A 17,511-nucleotide genomic window follows, 5' to 3' on the forward strand; every position below is an offset into this window, starting at 1 on the left:
TTAGAAAGCTTTTGTATTAAGATATATAGTATAAGTGATTATTCAATCATAATTTTTCTAACTACTGTATGCTCATCGGCTTTAAGATTTCCTAAATAAACCCCTTTTGGCAAATTAGAAACATTAATTCTTGTCTGGTTTTCTTGCTTAAGTAAAGACCGACCTAGCAGATCGGTGATTTCAAAACTGAAGTTGCTAACGGAAGATGGTAATTCCAGACTCAGAATATCTTTTGCCGGATTGGGATAAATTTTAACGGATTCAAGCTTATCTGCGGCGGTTTCTTTGGTATTCAAAACTAAAGATGCCGTAGTGGATGCTACTGCAAAATGCTGAAGTGCCCCCACCGTTGCTTTTCCTACATTGAAAATATATACAGGGTCTGTATTCGCAAAGGTATCATTCACAGTATGCGGATAACTGCTTCTTTTATACTCAAAGTATCCTGTAATTACTTCTCCTTTCTGTTCAAAAGGGATATAGTCCGTATCTTCTGCCGGATCAATCCCTGTAAGTAGTGGAGAATATAGAGTAGTACAGGTCACCAGCTGTTGTGTAACCGCACTTGATGCCACATTATTGCTGCTTACTCCTCCCTGATCCTCATCACAGTATATTCTGTTATTTACATTCCCCATTTTTCCACCTACCTGGTCAAGATTGAATACCAGTTTTATATCCAGCTTTCGAACACCGTTTTGATAAGCTACATTGTTTACATAATGGGAACTTCCTCTTAATCCCTGTTCTTCTCCGGAAAAATGAATAAACTTGATAGAATATTCTGTCGGAACATTTCTAAGGATCCTGGCAGCTTCCAGTATAATTGAAGTACCACTACCGTTATCATTGGTTCCCGGACCTACGATGCTATCAAAGTGCCCACAAATAATAACATATTTATTAGGATATACTGTTCCTGTTTTGGTGATGATCAGGTTTTTAGAGCTTGTGCTTCCAAAGGTAAAAGGATCCTCAACAATCTGGCTTGCTGTGTAGCCATACGATAAATATTTGTTTTTGATCCACGTAAGCGCATTGGCATTATTGGTAGAACCTGTTGTTTTTACACCAAGATTTTGGAACTGCTGCAGATTGGTTGTAATATTGGTTTGTGTAACCTGGTTTGCCCTGTCCTGATAAACTTGAATGAAGCTTTGAGATTGTAATTGCTGGCCTAATAAAGCGCAAAAAAGAAGAGTAATTATATTTTTCATTGTTAGGTGATTTTTGTAAAAGTAATCATAAAATCACAATGAAAGAATAAAAATATTATGTAATAAATAAAAAATGCTCTTATTGTTGATAATAAAAGCATTTTTGTAATTGAGAGATATTTGATGATTTATTTTTCTATAACAATTTTTCTTGTTGTAGTCTGACCTTTGGCTTTTATAATGACTAGATAAGCTCCTTCCTGCAAACCGGAAATATCGATTTTTCTTTGATTTTCTTTTTTGATCAGAATATGTCCTAAAAGATCTGTCAGCTCAAAGTTGAATTCTTTAATGGTATCAGGTAAGTCAATAGTTATAATATCTTTTGCCGGGTTAGGATATATCTTTACTGATTCTATTGATGCCTGAGCTTTTGTTTCTTCTGTGTTTAGAACCATTGCTGCGGTTGTAGATGCAACGGCAAAATGTTGGAGCGCACCAACAGCAGCTTTACCTACATTGAATACATATACAGGATCTATATTGGCAAAGGTATCATTTACCGTATGCTCATTATTGCTCCTGATATTCTCATAAAAACCTGTGATAATATCTCCGTTTTCTTCAAAAGGAATATAGTCTGAAGCATATGCGGTAGCCATCACTGTCTGAAGAGGAGAGTACAGACTTGTACAGGTTGCCAACTGCTGGGTGAAAGAGCTCGATGTTGCATTATTGGCGGAGCTTCCGTTAACTCCCTTTTCACATTTTATCTTATTGTTGTTATTTCCTAATTTACCTCCCACCTGATCAATATTGAAGACCAGTCTTATATTAAGTTTGCGAACTCCGTTTTGAAAAACTACATTGTCTGCATAGTGGTAGCTCCCGTAAAGTCCCTGTTCCTCTCCTGAAAAATGAATGAATTTTATTGAATACTGGGTAGGGACATCTTTTAAAATTCTTGCGGCCTCTAATAAAATTGAAGTTCCGCTTCCGTTATCACTTACGCCGGGTCCCGTTACCGTATCATAATGCGCGCAAATAATTACATACGTATTGGGATATGTTGTCCCTGTTTTCGTAATGATCAGATTCTTTGAACTCGTACTTCCAAATGTAAAAGGATCTTCAACGATTTGACTGGCTGTATAGCCATAAGAGAGGTACTTATTTTTTATCCACGTGAGAGTATTCGCATTGTTCGTAGAACCTGTAGTTTTGACACCAAGGTTTTCAAATTGCTGTAAATTCGTTGTAATATTGGTTTGAGTAACCTGATTGGCCCTGTTCTGATAGGCCTGAATAAATGTTTGAGATGATAGTTGCTGACTTAGCAGGCAAAAAATTAGAAAAGTAATTATATTTTTCATTAGTTGGTGATTTTTGCAAAAGTAATAATAAAATCACAATGAAAGAATATTAATTTTGTAGTATAAATAAAAAATGCTTTTATAACGTGTAATAAAAGCATTTTTAAATTATTTTTTTAGCGGCGAGCTATTTGCTGATTACTACTTTCCGTACAGCAGTATGATCTGCAGTTTTTATTATAGCTAAATAGGCACCGTTTGTCAGAGAAGAAACCTGGATCGTTTTCTTGTTATTCTGTTTAATTAAAGTGTGGCCCAGCAGATCTGTTAATTCGAAAATAAAATCATTAATCGTATTTGGCAGATCAATTGTCAGTACATCTTTTGCCGGGTTAGGATAGATCTTTACAGATTCTAATGATTTCTGTCCTTCTGTTTCGCTTGTTCCCAAATTCAGAGTTGTTGCTACAGCAAAATGTTGAAGAGCACCAACCGCTGCCATACCTACGTTGTAGACATACACAGGATCTATATTGGCAAAGGTATCATTTACCGTATGTTCATTATTGCTTTTGATATTCTCATAAAAACCTGTAATGATATCTCCGTTTTGTTCAAAAGGAATATAGTCTGAGGAATATGCGTTAGTAATTACAGTCTGAAGAGGGGAGTAAAGACTTGTACAAGTGGCCAGCTGTTGGGTAAACGCACTTGAAGTTGCATTATTGGCAGAGCTTCCGTTAACGCCTTTCTCACACTTTATCGTATTATTGTTATTGCCAAGTTTACCACCTACCTGATCTATATTAAATACCAGTCTTATATTCATCTGACGGATATTATTCTGAAAAACCACATTGTCTGCATAATGATAGCTTCCTTCCAGTCCCTGTTCTTCTCCTGAAAAATGAATGAATTTAATAGAATATTCTGTTGGAATATCTTTTAAGATTCTTGCAGCTTCCAATATAATAGACGTTCCGCTTCCATTGTCGCTAACTCCGGAACCGGTTATGGTATCATAATGTCCGCAGATAATTACATAGGTATCAGGATAAACAGTTCCTGTTTTGGTAATAATTAAATTCTTAGAACTGGTACTTCCAAAGGTAAAAGGATCCTCAACCATCTGACTTGCACTATATCCGTAAGACGTATATTTATTTTTGATCCAGTTTAAAGTATTGGTATTATTTACAGAACCTGTTGTTTTTACACCCAGGTTTTCAAACTCGTGTAAATTAGCTGTAATATTGGTTTGTGAAACCTGAGTTGCTCTGCTTTGGTAGGCCTGAATAAAGCTTTGTGCCTTTGCGCTATAAATAGCAATGGAAAAAAGAAGTAGAGTAGTTATTTTTTTCACTTGATAAAAGAATTACAGAATTATTATATTTTTAATGAAACAAATGTATATAATAAAAAAATCCTGAGCAAAAAACTCAGGATTTAATATTGATAACAAAAAATTTTACATTATTTTACTTGATCTACAACTGCTTTGAAAGCTTCAGGGTGATTCATTGCTAAATCTGCTAAAACTTTTCTGTTAAGCTCAATGTTGTTCTTTTTAAGAGCTCCCATAAATTGAGAGTAAGACATTCCGTGCTCTCTTGTTCCAGCGTTGATACGCGTGATCCAAAGTGATCTGAAATTTCTCTTTTTCTCTTTTCTTCCACGGTAAGCATATTGCATTGCTTTTTCTACCGCGTTTTTAGCTACAGTCCAAACGTTCTTTCTTCTACCGAAAAAACCTTTAGCTTGTTTCATGATTTTTTTTTCTGCGAGCTCTTGAAGCTACTGCATTTACTGATCTTGGCATAATTTAAATTGTTTTTTTTGAAAAGGGCGGTAAACTTTTTCATTACACTTATCTGCTCCGTTTCAGGGTTAAAAATTCTGAATTGTTTTAATTCCTATAAACCGAATATAGATTTATAAAAACTACTTAATTGCTAATTGACGTTGAACGCTTTTCTCATCCACTTTAGCTACGTAAGAAGTAGTAGTAAGATTTCTCTTCTGCTTAGTTTCTTTTTTAGTTAAGATGTGGCTTTTGTAAGCATTTTTTCTTTTGATCTTACCAGTTCCGGTAAGAGCAAAACGTTTCTTAGCACCTGATTTCGTTTTTAATTTTGGCATTGTCTTGCTTTTTTATTATTTTGTTATCAATATCTGATTTACTTTCTTCCCAAAGACACTTAGGAATAATAGTGTGCAAAGATACAAAAAATATCAATTCGAATTTTCAAAATTGTGATTTTATAGTATTTTCAAAAAACCACTTCTATAAAAAGTGGTTACAAATCATTAAATTACTCACTAGATATCCTTATGAGTTATTTCTCTTCTTTCCTGATTATTTCCACCCAGAATAACTTTAACTCTAAAACCACTACCGATTAAATATCCGGTTCTTGAATAAAGCTGAAGCTTAATATGTGGGTTGGAAACGTTCCCTGCAACTGCGCTGTCTGAATTCCAAAGAGGAGTATCGTTATTGTAAATAACAAGATTCCCATCATTTTGTGCAATAAGTTTTGGGGTACCTCCGCTTCTTACCGTATTAGATGCCCATAGTACTCTGTAGCTGCTAGGTGTTTCAGCATATAGGACAAGATTACTATCTCCTTGCATTACCAGACGGTAAGTAACACCCTGATTTTCTAAACTAATTGATTCGCCGGCATTTAATACCTGAGGATGATTGGTTGTTTCCGAAATAAATGTTAATGTGGTAAGACCACCACCAGGAATAGATTTATTTGCATTCGCAGTTGTTTGTACCTTTCCATTTTCTACAATTACATTGTCAAGAGTATCGTCCTGACCACAAGATGCTAAAAGCATTGAAAGACTTACAAAAGTCAATAATTTTATCTTCATATATTATTTTTTTTGAGCCGCAAAAATAATAAAAAATTAAATTAACTCACAATGATAAGACTTAATATATTTTAATTTTCTCTTTACTAATCGTATTTTCAGGAAGATAAATTTATAACAAAAAAAAGACCGATTGGTGAATCAGTCCTTTTAGTTTTTATTTCAATTAAGGTTTTATGATTGGAAAAAAGCAAGAAGATCTCTGTTAATAGTTTCAGCTTCAGTCGTTGGCATACCGTGAGGGAATCCCGGATAAGTGATCAACTTTCCATTTTTAACTAATTTTGCGGCTACCACATCTGTAGTTTCATAAGGTACAATCTGATCATCTTCCCCATGAAGCACCAATACCGGAACATCTGTACTTTTAAGATCTTCTGTAAAATCAGTTTCCGAAAAAGCTTTGATACAGTCATAATGTGCTTTAATTGATCCCATCATTCCCTGTCTCCACCAGTTTCTCTGGATACCTTCGGAAATGTTAGCTCCTTCTCTGTTATAGCCGTAAAAAGGGAAGGTAATATCGATATAGAATTGCTGTCTGTGGTGTGCCGTATTGTTACGGATATCATCAAAAACAGAAATCGGGACACCGTTCGGGTTATTTTCATTTTGAACCATAATCGGGGTAACAGCGCTTATTAAAACAGCTTTGGCAACCCTTCCTTTTCCATACTGTGCTACATATCTGATCACTTCACCGCCTCCTGTGGAATGTCCTACGTGGATCACATCTTTCAGGTCTAGTGCCGTTACAATCTCATCAACATCTGATGCATACGTGTCCATATCATGTCCCTCCGCAGTCTGGGCGGATCTTCCATGCCCTCTTCTGTCGTGAGCAATGACTCTGTATCCTTTTTCCAAAAAGAAAAGCATTTGAGCATCCCAGTCGTCACTTGATAATGGCCATCCGTGATGAAAAAATACAGGTTGTCCTTTTCCCCAGTCTTTGTAATAAATTTCAGTTCCGTCTTTTAGTTGAATTGTACTCATTGTTTTTAATTTTATGATTAGTAATTTAATTTTTTAATATCTATGATATTTTAATCTTATTTCTAATTCAAAATTAAATTTATTAATAAACACAACTCTTAACATAGTATATTTTATTGGAATTGAATAAAAAAAAACCTCAAATTTCTTTGAGGTTTATATTGGAAATTAAATTCAGAATTTAATTGATTATTTAGCTGCTTTTTTAGGACTCATCATCATAATCATCCTTTTACCTTCCAATTTAGGAAGCTGGTCTACTTTACCTACATGCTCAAGTTCCTGTGCAAGTTTTAAAAGTAAAATTTCTCCCTGATCTTTAAAGATAATTGAACGTCCTTTGAAAAATACATAGGTTTTAAGTTTCGAACCTTCTTCCAGGAATTTCTCAGCGTGCTTTTTCTTGAATTCATAATCATGGTCATCTGTCTGAGGCCCGAAACGGATCTCTTTTACAACCACTTTTATTTGTTTTGCCTTAAGTTCCTTTTGTTTTTTCTTTTGCTCGTATAAAAACTTCTTATAGTCTAATACTCTTGCAATAAAAGGTTCTGCTTTGTCTGAAATCACAACCAGGTCTAATTCCTGATCCTTGGCTATCTGCAAAGCCTTATCTAATGGGTAAACTCCAGGTTCCACATTGTCACCTACCAAACGAACTTCTCTGGCTCTGATTTTACCATTAATTTGATGCAAATCCTCCTGTACCGGACGACGCATTGGGCCTCTGTTGTTAAATCTTTGTGCTATTGTCTTAAATTTTATTGGTTAACTTTCTATTGACAGCTTTCTTATATAGCTGCTTCTTTTTTAAAATAATTGACGAAATCTTCCATCTTCATTACGCCAAGATCTCCTTCTCCACGTCTTCTTACTGAAACGGTTCCGTCTTTTTCTTCATTTTCACCGATCACAATCATGAAAGGGATTTTCTTTAATTCTGCATCACGGATTTTCTTTCCGGTCTTCTCATTTCTGTCATCAATCAGACCGCTAATATCGTGATTTTCCAAAAATTGTGAAACTTTTTTTTGCATAATCTACATATTTTTCACTAATCGGTAGAATTATATACTGATCAGGGCTCAACCATAAAGGAAAATCTCCTGCTGTATTTTCTAATAAAATAGCGATAAATCTTTCCATAGAACCAAACGGCGCTCTATGAATCATTACCGGTCTGTGCTTTTCGTTATCATTTCCGATGTAGTGAAGATCAAACCTTTCCGGCAGGTTATAGTCTACCTGAATGGTTCCTAACTGCCATTTTCTTCCTAACGCATCCTTAACCATGAAGTCCAGTTTAGGGCCATAGAAGGCAGCTTCACCATATTCAATAACGGTTTTCAATCCTTTTTTCTCTGCTGCATTGATGATAGCATTTTCAGCTTTCTCCCAATTCTCATCAGAACCGATATATTTTTCCTTGTTTTCAGGATCTCTTAAAGAAACCTGTGTAACAAAATCCTCAAATCCTAAAGATTTAAAAACATAAAGTGTTAAATCTATTACTTTCTCAAATTCTTCCGAAAGCTGATCCGGAGTACAGAATAAGTGGGCATCATCCTGAGTAAATCCACGTACTCTTGTCAAGCCGTGAAGCTCTCCACTTTGCTCATATCTGTAAACAGTACCGAACTCTGCATATCTTTTTGGAAGATCCCTGTAGCTCCATTGTGAAGTTTTGTAGATTTCACAGTGGTGAGGACAGTTCATAGGCTTCAGCAAAAATTCTTCACCCTCATTCGGTGTTTTAATAGGCTGGAAACTGTCTGCCCCATATTTATCCCAGTGTCCTGAAGTCACATACAGCTCTTTTGAACCAATATGCGGGGACATCACGAATTCATAGCCTCCTTTTTTCTGAGCCTCACTAAGGAAGTTTTCTAATTTTCTTCTTAATGCAGTACCTTTTGGAAGCCATAGCGGAAGTCCGGCACCCACTTTTTCAGAGAATGCGAAAATCCCTAATTCTTTTCCAAGTTTTCTGTGATCCCTTCTTTTTGCTTCTTCCAATCTTTCCAGATATTCTGTAAGCTCTTTCTGTTTTGGGAAAGAAATACCGTAAACCCTTGTCAATTGGGGGTTCTTTTCATCACCTCTCCAGTATGCTCCTGCTGCATTTAATATTTTTACGGCCTTTACAATTCCTGTATTGGGAATATGACCTCCACGGCATAAATCCGTGAAATTATCATGAGTTACAAAAGTAATTTCTCCGTCATTAAGATTGGAGATCAGTTCTACTTTATAAGGATTATCTGCATAAGTTTTTAATGCCTCTTCTTTGGAAACAGGATAGAGGGAGAATGTAGAACCTTTCTTAGCATTCTCTAAAACTTTCTTTTCAATCTTTTCAAAATCCTTTTCAGATAAACTTTCGTCTCCAAAATCTACGTCATAATAAAATCCATTTTCTATGGCTGGGCCGATAGTAAGCTTAGCATCAGGATAAAATTCAAGGATGGCCTGCGCCAGAAGGTGGGCAGAAGAATGCCAGAAAGCTTTCTTTCCAAGATCATCATTCCATGTCAATAGCTGTACCGTAGAATCCGTCGTTATAGGTGTGGTAATCTCTACTTGTTTGCCGTTTACGACTGCGGAAATGGTATTTCTAGCCAATCCTTCGCTTATAGATTTTGCCACATCTAAAGGAGTTACTTCTCCCTCGAATTCTTTGACGCTATTGTCTGGAAGTGTAATTTTTATCATTGTTTACTATGAAATTTTAAGATGCAAAAATACGCATTTTTTATTTAAAATAGTATATTAACGTATATTTGAATAAATAAATAATTCAAAATAATGAAAAACCTATTAACGGTATTTACTGTTTTATTTTTCACATTCTCTTTTTCACAAAAAAAAGCCCCAAAATTTCAGGTTTCCTACAGCAAAAATATAGATACTTATTTTTTAGCTGAGATCCTTTCAGCTGAGCATAGGAAGATCAATAAAGATTTTGAATTATTCAAGATTAAAGAGTGCTCAACCTACCAGCCTATTGTAAAAAGAGCATTGGAAAAATATGGGCATCTGAAAAATTCTAAAATCGCTCATCTTACTGCACAGATTAATGATACGCTACTCAGTAAATATGGCATTGGAAATGACGCAATCATGAAACCGCTTTTATCACATAAAGAATTTCCATTAAAAGGCTGGAATGATGACTATTTATTTGAAAAAAATACGCTGACCAAAGTACAAAATGATGAAATAACATTCCTTATTAAAAACTACATCTCGGAATTGCAGCAATTTTATATACAGGAAAAAATTGGGGATTTCTTTTCAGAGAATAAAACATTCTATGACGGTGGAATTAAAGAATATTACCAACAGATTCCCGCGAATTTTGTTTCAGCAATGGAACATTACTATGGAGAAAGATTTGGCAGCTATACTGTTTTCATTTCACCAATGATGATGTGGCCAATAGAAGATAATGAAGGTCGTGGCATTGGTACTGATATACAACATTCGGGAGGAAAGAAAAGTATTTATGAAGTTGCAAGCCCTTTTATGAGAGTGGCAAAAGAAGGGGAATTTGGATATAACAACCAGTTTCAGGCGAGGTTTTTAACTATTCATGAGTTTGGTCATGCATTTGTAAATAAGGAAGTCTATCAGAATAAGGATAAGCTCAATATGTTTAAGGATTTGTTTGAAAAATCAAACTTAAAAGAAATCATGACAAAAACAGGTGGCGTTGCCGATTATCAGACTTGCGTGGTAGAACATCTGGTAAGGTTGGGGGAAATTGAAACAGCCATTATACAGAATGATCTTGAACGTGCTAAAAAACTAGAGGCCTATCATCTGAGAAATCATTTTATTTTTCTCCCTCAGTTAGAAAGAAAGATAAAGGAATACAATGCTAACAGAAAAAAATATAAGAAATTCGGAGATTTTGTTCCGGAACTCTTAAAAGTATTTGAAAATAGTGATATTAAGTGGATTAATAAAGAACTCGACATAAATAAAGATAAAATATAATGAATGAAATGAATTTTGATTTACACTGTGATTTATTGTATTATCTGTTAAGAAAAAATTCAAAACCAGATGACAGGGAGTTGGGGTGTTCATTGCCCTATTTAAGAGACGGAAATGTAAAATTACAGGTAATGGCCATTTACACGGCTACAGCTAAGAACAGCACGGCCGAAGGAATCAGGCAAAGTGAGGTATTCGCTGATTTATTGAATACTGATGATTTCTTCCTGCTTGATCCTTCAAATTATGAAGCAGACGAAAATAAGGATCGGGCAGGAGTACTTGCTTCCATAGAAAATGCATCCTCATTTTGTGAAGAGGATTCTGACCTCGAAACAGGTTTTAAAAACCTGGAAGCCATTATTAATAACACGCAGAAAGTCCTTTATATAGGACTTACGCATCATACTGAAAACCGATTTGGGGGCGGAAATAATTCAGGGACAGGATTAAAAGAAGACGGAAAAGTAGTTCTGGACTATATTTCGGACCGAAAAATTGCCATTGATCTTTCCCATACAAGCGATCAGCTGGCCTATGATATTCTTAATTATATCGATCAGAGAAACTATCATATTCCTATCCTGGCAAGCCATTCCAATTACCGCACTATCTATGATAAAAAGAGGAATCTTCCTGATGAACTGGCAAAAGAAGTGATTAGGAGAAAAGGTCTTATCGGACTTAACTTTATCAGGAATTGTGTTGATGAAACTGATCCTTACAAGCTATATGAACATCTTCAATATGGACTTGATCTTGGTGGAGAAAATTCAATTGCTTTTGGTGCAGATTTTTACTACTGCAAAAACTATCCGGATCCGTCAAAGCTTCCCATATTCTTTCAGGAGTTCGAGAATGCTACCGCCTATGAAGCAATCAATAAAAAGATTTCCGAAAATTATTCCGTTGAGCTAATGGAAAAAATAAGCCATAAAAATGCTCTGGATTTTATAAAAAAGCTTTAAAATAAACACCAGATGGTGGCTTTAAAAGTCGGTTACCATCTGGTGTTATTTATTATTTCAGTCTTTTATACTTCACTTTTTTCTTTATAATTTCAATTACATCCACATGCTGAACTTTTGACTGTATCCAGCCATGGATATCTATATAAAAGAGTGAACGTCTGTAATATTCATTGTTTTCATATTGATCCAGTTTCCGGTCAAATGCTTCAAATGCTTTTTGTCTTTCATCCAAAACAAGGTTATTGAGATTTTTAAAAAAATCGATGCTTTCAAAATGAAATTCTTCCGGCTTTTTCATCTTTAAAGCGAACTTTAAAGTAGCTTTAATAAACTCATCGTAATCTTCGTCATTTCCGGATTCATGCTTGGACATAAGGATCAGAATCCTCGTATGAAATAAAAGATCTTCCTGTACGTTGCCTTTTGACTCGATGATCTTCATAGAGTAGCGCATCGATTCATTATACTTCTTGCTTCCAAAAAACATAGCTGCCATCTTAAGATACAGAATCATAAAATGGTGCTCATCAATTTTATCCCGGAGCTTTTCCATCTTCATTTCTATTTCTGGAATAAGCTTCGTTCCACTGAAAAACTCTCCTTTTACGAAATGGATATTCATTAAAGTATTGGAGTAGGTAAGGAATGTAAGAGCCTGTAAATTCTCATTTTGGGCAAATCCAGGTGAAGAAACCGTTTTAGTGAAATTTTCAAATTGTTTTTCTAAAATATCGATATTACCATAAAGGAAAAGGATCTTCAGTAAATAAGTATTGCCTTTGATATACCACACCGGATGACTAAAAATCATTTCGGGTTTCTGATGAAACAGCTCTACCCATTGATAAGCATATTTCAGCGTGTATTTGTAATCCTGCAATAGCTGATTTTTCCAGACATGCGCTTTATAATACCAAAGTTTTTCAGTAAAATTTAAACTGGAAGGTTTTATATTTTTAATCTGAGAGTTGAAGATTTCCAGTACCTCTTGCCTGTCCGCATCGTTTTTCACATACCCATGGGTGAGCATTTCACTGTATAACTTCAATGAAAGATTGGAAAGTTCAGTTGTGTATTGGTTTTGTTTGCTTATTTCTTTAGACTCTCTTATTAGTTCTTCGGCCCTTCCGTCTATACTTCGTGTAATAAATTGGGACTCAATTACCTTCTCAAGGTCAATAATCTCTGAAGCGATGCTTTTTTCATCTAGTTCCAGGGCAGATTGCTTCGTTTTATCCAATATTTTTAAAGCCTGCTTGTATAGTCCTTTCTGATACAGGATATTGGCAAAATCAAGTTGCTCCCGAAGCTGAATCCTGTAATTTTGATGGCTCGGGTTCATACGAAGGCTTACTAAGATTTGCTTATAGAGATGCGCTTTCAGGTTAGAAAGCTGCTGCTTGGTAGAAATTTTCTTCTCTATGATGACAGACTCGTTATACTCAGTCATTTTGTCAAGCTCAGAGAAAAGTAGTAGAAATTTAGCATCTACATTAATTCCTAAACGATTAACATAAAGCTTAAATTGCCGTTTCTCAGAAGTGGTTAATGATTTAATGAGTACAAATAAGAAGTCTTTCTGCAATTCTGCCATTGTAAAATTTAATAATTTAAATTATTGATTTTATTATACTTACGTTTAGTTTTTCATTATTTGAATATTGTAATTTTCATTAAAATTGAAAATGTAAAAAATATGCAAGCCTTAGTTTTGGATCAAAATTAAGTAAAAACTTCATTATGAATTCCGAAAAAATTGAAATTTTTGATACCACTTTGCGTGATGGGGAACAGGTTCCGGGATGTAAGTTAAACACAGAACAAAAATTAATTATCGCCGAAAGGCTTGATAAGCTAGGGATTGACGTAATAGAAGCCGGTTTTCCGGTATCAAGTCCGGGAGATTTTCATTCCGTTTCTGAAATTTCCAAGTTGGTACGAAATGCAAAAGTTTGCGGACTGACCAGGGCCAATAAAAAAGATATCGAAGTGGCTGCCGAGGCATTGCAATATGCAAAACGCCCCAGAATCCATACAGGAATAGGAACTTCAGACTCACATATTAAATATAAATTCAACTCTACCAGAGAAGACATTATTGAACGGGCAGTGGATGCTGTAAAATATGCTAAAAGCTTTGTGGAAGATGTTGAATTTTATGCAGAGGATGCAGGAAGAACCGATAATGAATACCTTGCCAGGGTTTGTGAAGCTGTAATAAAAGCCGGGGCAACCGTTTTAAACATTCCTGACACCACAGGATATTGCCTGCCGGAGGAATACGGACAGAAAATTAAATACCTAAAAGAAAATGTAAAAGGCATTGATAAAGCAATCCTTTCATGCCATTGCCATAATGATTTGGGATTGGCAACTGCTAATTCCATTGCAGGAGTAATGAACGGGGCAAGACAAATTGAATGTACGATCAACGGATTGGGAGAGAGAGCAGGAAATACGGCTTTGGAAGAAGTCGTCATGATTCTGAAGCAACATAAAGACCTTAGACTTCATACAGATGTTAATTCCAGAATGTTGAATACAATGAGTTCTTTGGTATCAGACCTTATGGGAATGCCTGTTCAGCCTAATAAAGCGATCATAGGAGCCAATGCGTTTGCCCACAGTTCGGGCATCCACCAGGATGGTGTGATCAAGAACAGGGAAACTTATGAGATCATGAATCCTGAAGATGTGGGAGTAACCGAATCTTCGATTATTCTTACAGCAAGAAGCGGACGTTCTGCTCTTGCATACCGTTTTAAGCATATCGGCTTTGATGTTACCAAAAATGAGCTGGACTTTTTGTATGGGGAGTTTTTAAAAATTGCAGATGCTAAAAAAGAAGTGGATAATGATGATCTTAGCCTGATGATGAATGCATTAACGAGAAAAATCAGTTAGGCATTTCACATCATTTCTCAATAAAATCAAACAAAAAAATGAACAATAATAAGAAAACACTTTTTGATAAGGTCTGGGATGCTCATGTGGTGGAAACAATTCCTGACGGACCGCAAATTATTTATATAGATAAACATCTTATTCATGAAGTGACAAGCCCTCAGGCTTTTGCAGAACTGGAATCCAGAAATCTTGAAATATTCAGGCCTGATCAGATTGTAGCTACAGCGGATCACAATGTACCGACTTTAAATCAGGAGCAGCCTATCCGCGATGAGTCTTCAAGAAACCAGGTACAACAACTTACTGAAAACTGTACCAAAAATAATATCGAACTATATGGTCTTGGGCATCCCTATCAGGGAATTGTCCACATTATTGCACCGGAACTGGGGATCACGCAGCCGGGAATGAGCATTGTATGCGGAGATAGTCATACTTCTACACACGGAGCTTTCGGAACAATAGCTTTTGGTATCGGAACCAGCCAGGTAGCACAGGTTTTTGCGAGCCAGTGTTTATTGCTCAATAAACCAAAATCGATGAGGATTACGGTTAATGGAAAGCTTAAAAAAGATGTTCAGCCTAAGGATGTTATCCTGTATATTATTTCTAAAGTAGGGACTAATGGGGGAACCGGGTATTTCTGTGAATATGCGGGGTCGGTTTTTGAGGAAATGTCGATGGAAGGAAGAATGACGGTATGCAATATGAGTATTGAAATGGGAGCCAGAGGAGGAATGATTGCTCCTGATGAAACGACTTTTGCCTACGTAAAAGGAAAACCTTTTGCACCAAAGGGAGAGGAGTGGGAAGAAAAGCTTGCCTATTGGAAGAGCCTGAAAACGGACGAAGATGCCATATTTGATGCTGAATTTAGTTTCGATGCATCAGAAATAAAACCTATGATTACCTACGGAACAAACCCGGGAATGGGTATCTCTTTGGATGAGATTATTCCTGTTCCACAAAATGAATCCGAGGAAAAGGCGTTGCAATACATGGGATTAAAAGCCGGTCAGTCTCCTTCTGATATTAAGGTAAATTATGTATTTATTGGAAGCTGTACGAATGCAAGGATTGAAGATTTTCGTTCTGCAGCGCAATATATTAAGGGGAAGAATAAATCTCAAAATGTTAAAGCGCTTATTGTTCCTGGATCCCAGCTAGTCGTAAAGCAGATCTATGAAGAAGGCCTTGATAAAATATTCAATGATGCCGGTTTTCAGATCAGGCAGCCCGGATGTTCAGCCTGTCTGGCCATGAATGATGATAAGATTCCTGAAGGTGAATATTGCGTTTCGACCTCCAACAGAAATTTTGAAGGCAGACAGGGACAGGGAGCCAGAACTATTCTGGCAAGTCCGTTGACTGCTGCTAAAGTCGCCATAGAAGGCAGAATAAGCGTTTTTGAAAATTTAAATTAATAATAAGACATACAAATAGAGGATGTTAAAAATAGCTGCTTTTGTTTGAACTGATTTCTCATACATTTTAAATAAAGCAGCTTTTAACCAAAACATATTGTAATCTAGTAAACTAAAGCAATGCAAAAGCTAACTATAATAAAATCAAGTGCAATTCCTTTGCCTGTAGAGAATATAGATACTGATCAGATCATTCCGGCAAGGTTTCTGAAGAGTATAGACAAAAAAGGGTTTGGAGATAATCTGTTCAGAGATTGGAGATATGATGTTCATACCAATGAGCCAAATGCTGATTTCATTTTAAATAAACCCCAGTACCGCGGTGAGATTTTAGTAGCCGGTAATAACTTTGGTTGTGGGAGTAGCCGTGAGCACGCTGCCTGGTCTTTAACCGATTATGGGTTTAAAGTGATTGTATCCAGTTATTTTGCGGATATTTTCAAAGGAAATGCTTTGAATAACGGTTTGTTGCCTGTAAAGGTTTCTGATGTATTCTTACAGGAAATCTTAACGGACATTACAGAAAATCCTGAAAAGGAAATTACCATAGACGTTGAACAGCAAACTATAAGTTTTAATGGTAAAACGGAATATTTTGAATTGGATTCTTATAAGAAAATATGTTTGCTTAACGGATATGACGACATTGATTTTCTGATCAGTAAAAAAGAAGCCATAAAGGAATTTGAATTAAAAACACAAAAAGTATATGAGCAATAATTATTTCAAAATAGCAGTACTTCCAGGAGACGGAATTGGTCCTGAGGTGGTCAGTGAGAGTGTGAAAATCCTTAAAGTAATTGGTGAAGTGTTCCAGTACAATTTCCAGTTTACCTATGGATTGATGGGAGCGGAAGCAATTTTTCAGACAGGAGATCCGTTGCCTGAACAAACACTGGACATTTGTAAAGAATCAGATGCCGTGCTTTTTGGAGCGATAGGCGACCCTGCTTTTGATAATAATCCCGACGCAAAAGTAAGGCCTGAACAGGGATTGCTGAAGCTTCGTAAGGAATTAGGGCTTTTTGCCAATATCAGGCCGTTAAAAACCTATTCTTCATTGATTGAGAAAAGTCCTTTGAAAAGAGAAATCATTGAAGGAGCGGATATTCAGATTTTTAGGGAATTGGTGAGTGGGATCTATTTTGGTGAAAAATTTACCGATGAAGAAGGATCTTATGCCTATGATGTTTGTAAATACAGCAGGGAAGATATTATACCTATTGTCCATATGGCATTTCAGGAAGCCCAAAAACGTAAAAAGAAATTAACGCTTATTGATAAAGCTAATGTTCTGGACACTTCAAGATTGTGGAGAAAGATCTGTAAGGAAATCGCCCAGGAATATCCTGAAGTTCAGTTGGATTTTATGTTTGTAGATAATGCTGCGATGCAGCTGATCCTTAATCCTAAACAATTTGATGTTATCGTAACGGAGAATATGTTTGGAGACATCATTTCTGATGAAGCGAGTGTAATCGGCGGTTCCATAGGACTTCTGCCTTCCGCATCTATAGGAAATGAAAATGCACTATTTGAGCCTATTCACGGGTCTTATCCGCAGGCAAAAGGCAAAGGTATTGCTAATCCTGTAGCCTCAATATTGAGTACGGCAATGATGTTGGATCACCTGAAATTGAATCAGGCAGCAGATAAATTGAGAGAATCGGTAGAACATGCCATTGAAAACAAATATGTAACCGTAGATCTTAATGCGAAGCAATCTTATTCTACAAGCGAAGTAGGGGACTTCATTGCGGACTATATCAGATTTTCCGAAAAATCATATTACAATTTTGAGAATATCAAGATCGGAAAATCCACTATTGTATAGTGATAACTAAGAGTTTGATTTTATTTT

General features: G+C 35.9%; 14 protein-coding genes and 2 pseudogenes. 6 read left to right on the forward strand and 10 right to left on the reverse strand.

The window, feature by feature from the left end:
• Nucleotides 1-38 precede the first annotated feature (38 nt).
• From ACJ5H0_RS02105 to thrS, 9 genes and pseudogenes are all read right to left on the reverse strand, one after another.
• Nucleotides 39-1,217, reverse strand: a complete 1,179-nt coding sequence (locus ACJ5H0_RS02105) for a M28 family peptidase (protein ID WP_411246944.1) — start codon at nucleotides 1,215-1,217, stop codon at nucleotides 39-41.
• Nucleotides 1,218-1,345: 128 nt separating this feature from the next.
• A complete protein-coding gene (locus ACJ5H0_RS02110) occupies nucleotides 1,346-2,530 on the reverse strand; it encodes a M28 family peptidase (RefSeq protein ID WP_411246945.1) in 1,185 nt (394 codons plus the stop codon).
• Between the two features lie 127 nt (nucleotides 2,531-2,657).
• A complete protein-coding gene (locus ACJ5H0_RS02115) occupies nucleotides 2,658-3,833 on the reverse strand; it encodes a M28 family peptidase (RefSeq protein WP_411246946.1) in 1,176 nt (391 codons plus the stop codon).
• A 110-nt stretch (nucleotides 3,834-3,943) separates the two neighbouring features.
• Nucleotides 3,944-4,289: pseudogene (rplT, locus tag ACJ5H0_RS02120) on the reverse strand (50S ribosomal protein L20).
• 122 nt (nucleotides 4,290-4,411) lie between these two features.
• Nucleotides 4,412-4,609: a 50S ribosomal protein L35 gene (gene rpmI / locus ACJ5H0_RS02125; protein WP_034676300.1), complete on the reverse strand. Its 198-nt coding sequence runs from the start codon at nucleotides 4,607-4,609 to the stop codon at nucleotides 4,412-4,414.
• Between the two features lie 180 nt (nucleotides 4,610-4,789).
• Nucleotides 4,790-5,353, reverse strand: coding sequence for a hypothetical protein (locus tag ACJ5H0_RS02130; protein WP_172282991.1), 564 nt, complete (start codon nucleotides 5,351-5,353; stop codon nucleotides 4,790-4,792).
• Nucleotides 5,354-5,527: 174 nt separating this feature from the next.
• Complete coding sequence (locus ACJ5H0_RS02135; protein WP_411246947.1) at nucleotides 5,528-6,349, reverse strand: alpha/beta fold hydrolase; 822 nt, start codon at nucleotides 6,347-6,349, stop codon at nucleotides 5,528-5,530.
• 189 nt (nucleotides 6,350-6,538) lie between these two features.
• Complete coding sequence (gene infC, locus ACJ5H0_RS02140; protein WP_172282988.1) at nucleotides 6,539-7,069, reverse strand: translation initiation factor IF-3; 531 nt, start codon at nucleotides 7,067-7,069, stop codon at nucleotides 6,539-6,541.
• Between the two features lie 71 nt (nucleotides 7,070-7,140).
• Nucleotides 7,141-9,061, reverse strand: a pseudogene (gene thrS / locus ACJ5H0_RS02145) (threonine--tRNA ligase).
• A gap of 93 nt (nucleotides 9,062-9,154) precedes the next feature.
• Here thrS and ACJ5H0_RS02150 point away from each other — a divergent pair.
• Together ACJ5H0_RS02150 and ACJ5H0_RS02155 are read left to right on the forward strand one after the other, a co-directional pair.
• A complete protein-coding gene (locus tag ACJ5H0_RS02150; protein WP_411246948.1) occupies nucleotides 9,155-10,348 on the forward strand; it encodes a DUF4932 domain-containing protein in 1,194 nt (397 codons plus the stop codon).
• A gap of 8 nt (nucleotides 10,349-10,356) precedes the next feature.
• Nucleotides 10,357-11,316, forward strand: a complete 960-nt coding sequence (locus tag ACJ5H0_RS02155; RefSeq protein ID WP_411246949.1) for a dipeptidase — start codon at nucleotides 10,357-10,359, stop codon at nucleotides 11,314-11,316.
• Nucleotides 11,317-11,368: 52 nt separating this feature from the next.
• Here the strand turns inward: ACJ5H0_RS02155 and ACJ5H0_RS02160 are convergent, their stop codons facing one another.
• The gene (locus ACJ5H0_RS02160; protein ID WP_306612181.1) at nucleotides 11,369-12,913 is read right to left on the reverse strand and encodes a hypothetical protein; all 1,545 of its coding nucleotides are present in this window, start codon (nucleotides 12,911-12,913) and stop codon (nucleotides 11,369-11,371) included.
• Nucleotides 12,914-13,059: 146 nt separating this feature from the next.
• Between ACJ5H0_RS02160 and ACJ5H0_RS02165 the strand changes: the two genes are divergently transcribed.
• From ACJ5H0_RS02165 to leuB, 4 genes are all read left to right on the forward strand, one after another.
• Complete coding sequence (locus tag ACJ5H0_RS02165; RefSeq protein WP_273647925.1) at nucleotides 13,060-14,223, forward strand: 2-isopropylmalate synthase; 1,164 nt, start codon at nucleotides 13,060-13,062, stop codon at nucleotides 14,221-14,223.
• Between the two features lie 38 nt (nucleotides 14,224-14,261).
• Nucleotides 14,262-15,650, forward strand: a complete 1,389-nt coding sequence (leuC, locus tag ACJ5H0_RS02170) for a 3-isopropylmalate dehydratase large subunit (RefSeq protein ID WP_411246950.1) — start codon at nucleotides 14,262-14,264, stop codon at nucleotides 15,648-15,650.
• A gap of 120 nt (nucleotides 15,651-15,770) precedes the next feature.
• The gene (gene leuD, locus ACJ5H0_RS02175) at nucleotides 15,771-16,370 is read left to right on the forward strand and encodes a 3-isopropylmalate dehydratase small subunit (RefSeq protein ID WP_411246951.1); all 600 of its coding nucleotides are present in this window, start codon (nucleotides 15,771-15,773) and stop codon (nucleotides 16,368-16,370) included.
• Nucleotides 16,360-17,484, forward strand: a complete 1,125-nt coding sequence (gene leuB, locus ACJ5H0_RS02180) for a 3-isopropylmalate dehydrogenase (RefSeq protein WP_411246952.1) — start codon at nucleotides 16,360-16,362, stop codon at nucleotides 17,482-17,484. Before leuD ends, leuB begins: the two co-directional genes overlap by 11 nt.
• Nucleotides 17,485-17,511: the final 27 nt, after the last annotated feature.

Source organism: Chryseobacterium proteolyticum, assembly GCF_046591535.1.
Lineage (GTDB): Bacteria > Bacteroidota > Bacteroidia > Flavobacteriales > Weeksellaceae > Chryseobacterium > Chryseobacterium proteolyticum.

Excerpts from the sequence above, each read along its gene's own strand:
- ACJ5H0_RS02135 (WP_411246947.1), bottom strand. The coding sequence starts at position 6,349 with ATGAGTACAATTCAACTAAAAGACGGAACTGAAATTTATTACAAAGAC.
- ACJ5H0_RS02150 (WP_411246948.1), top strand. The coding sequence starts at position 9,155 with ATGAAAAACCTATTAACGGTATTTACTGTTTTATTTTTCACATTCTCT.
- infC (WP_172282988.1), bottom strand. The coding sequence starts at position 7,069 with ATGCGTCGTCCGGTACAGGAGGATTTGCATCAAATTAATGGTAAAATC.
- ACJ5H0_RS02160 (WP_306612181.1), bottom strand. The coding sequence starts at position 12,913 with ATGGCAGAATTGCAGAAAGACTTCTTATTTGTACTCATTAAATCATTA.
- ACJ5H0_RS02110 (WP_411246945.1), bottom strand. The coding sequence starts at position 2,530 with ATGAAAAATATAATTACTTTTCTAATTTTTTGCCTGCTAAGTCAGCAA.
- leuD (WP_411246951.1), top strand. The coding sequence starts at position 15,771 with ATGCAAAAGCTAACTATAATAAAATCAAGTGCAATTCCTTTGCCTGTA.
- ACJ5H0_RS02155 (WP_411246949.1), top strand. The coding sequence starts at position 10,357 with ATGAATTTTGATTTACACTGTGATTTATTGTATTATCTGTTAAGAAAA.
- ACJ5H0_RS02165 (WP_273647925.1), top strand. The coding sequence starts at position 13,060 with ATGAATTCCGAAAAAATTGAAATTTTTGATACCACTTTGCGTGATGGG.
- rpmI (WP_034676300.1), bottom strand. The coding sequence starts at position 4,609 with ATGCCAAAATTAAAAACGAAATCAGGTGCTAAGAAACGTTTTGCTCTT.
- ACJ5H0_RS02130 (WP_172282991.1), bottom strand. The coding sequence starts at position 5,353 with ATGAAGATAAAATTATTGACTTTTGTAAGTCTTTCAATGCTTTTAGCA.
- leuB (WP_411246952.1), top strand. The coding sequence starts at position 16,360 with ATGAGCAATAATTATTTCAAAATAGCAGTACTTCCAGGAGACGGAATT.
- leuC (WP_411246950.1), top strand. The coding sequence starts at position 14,262 with ATGAACAATAATAAGAAAACACTTTTTGATAAGGTCTGGGATGCTCAT.
- ACJ5H0_RS02105 (WP_411246944.1), bottom strand. The coding sequence starts at position 1,217 with ATGAAAAATATAATTACTCTTCTTTTTTGCGCTTTATTAGGCCAGCAA.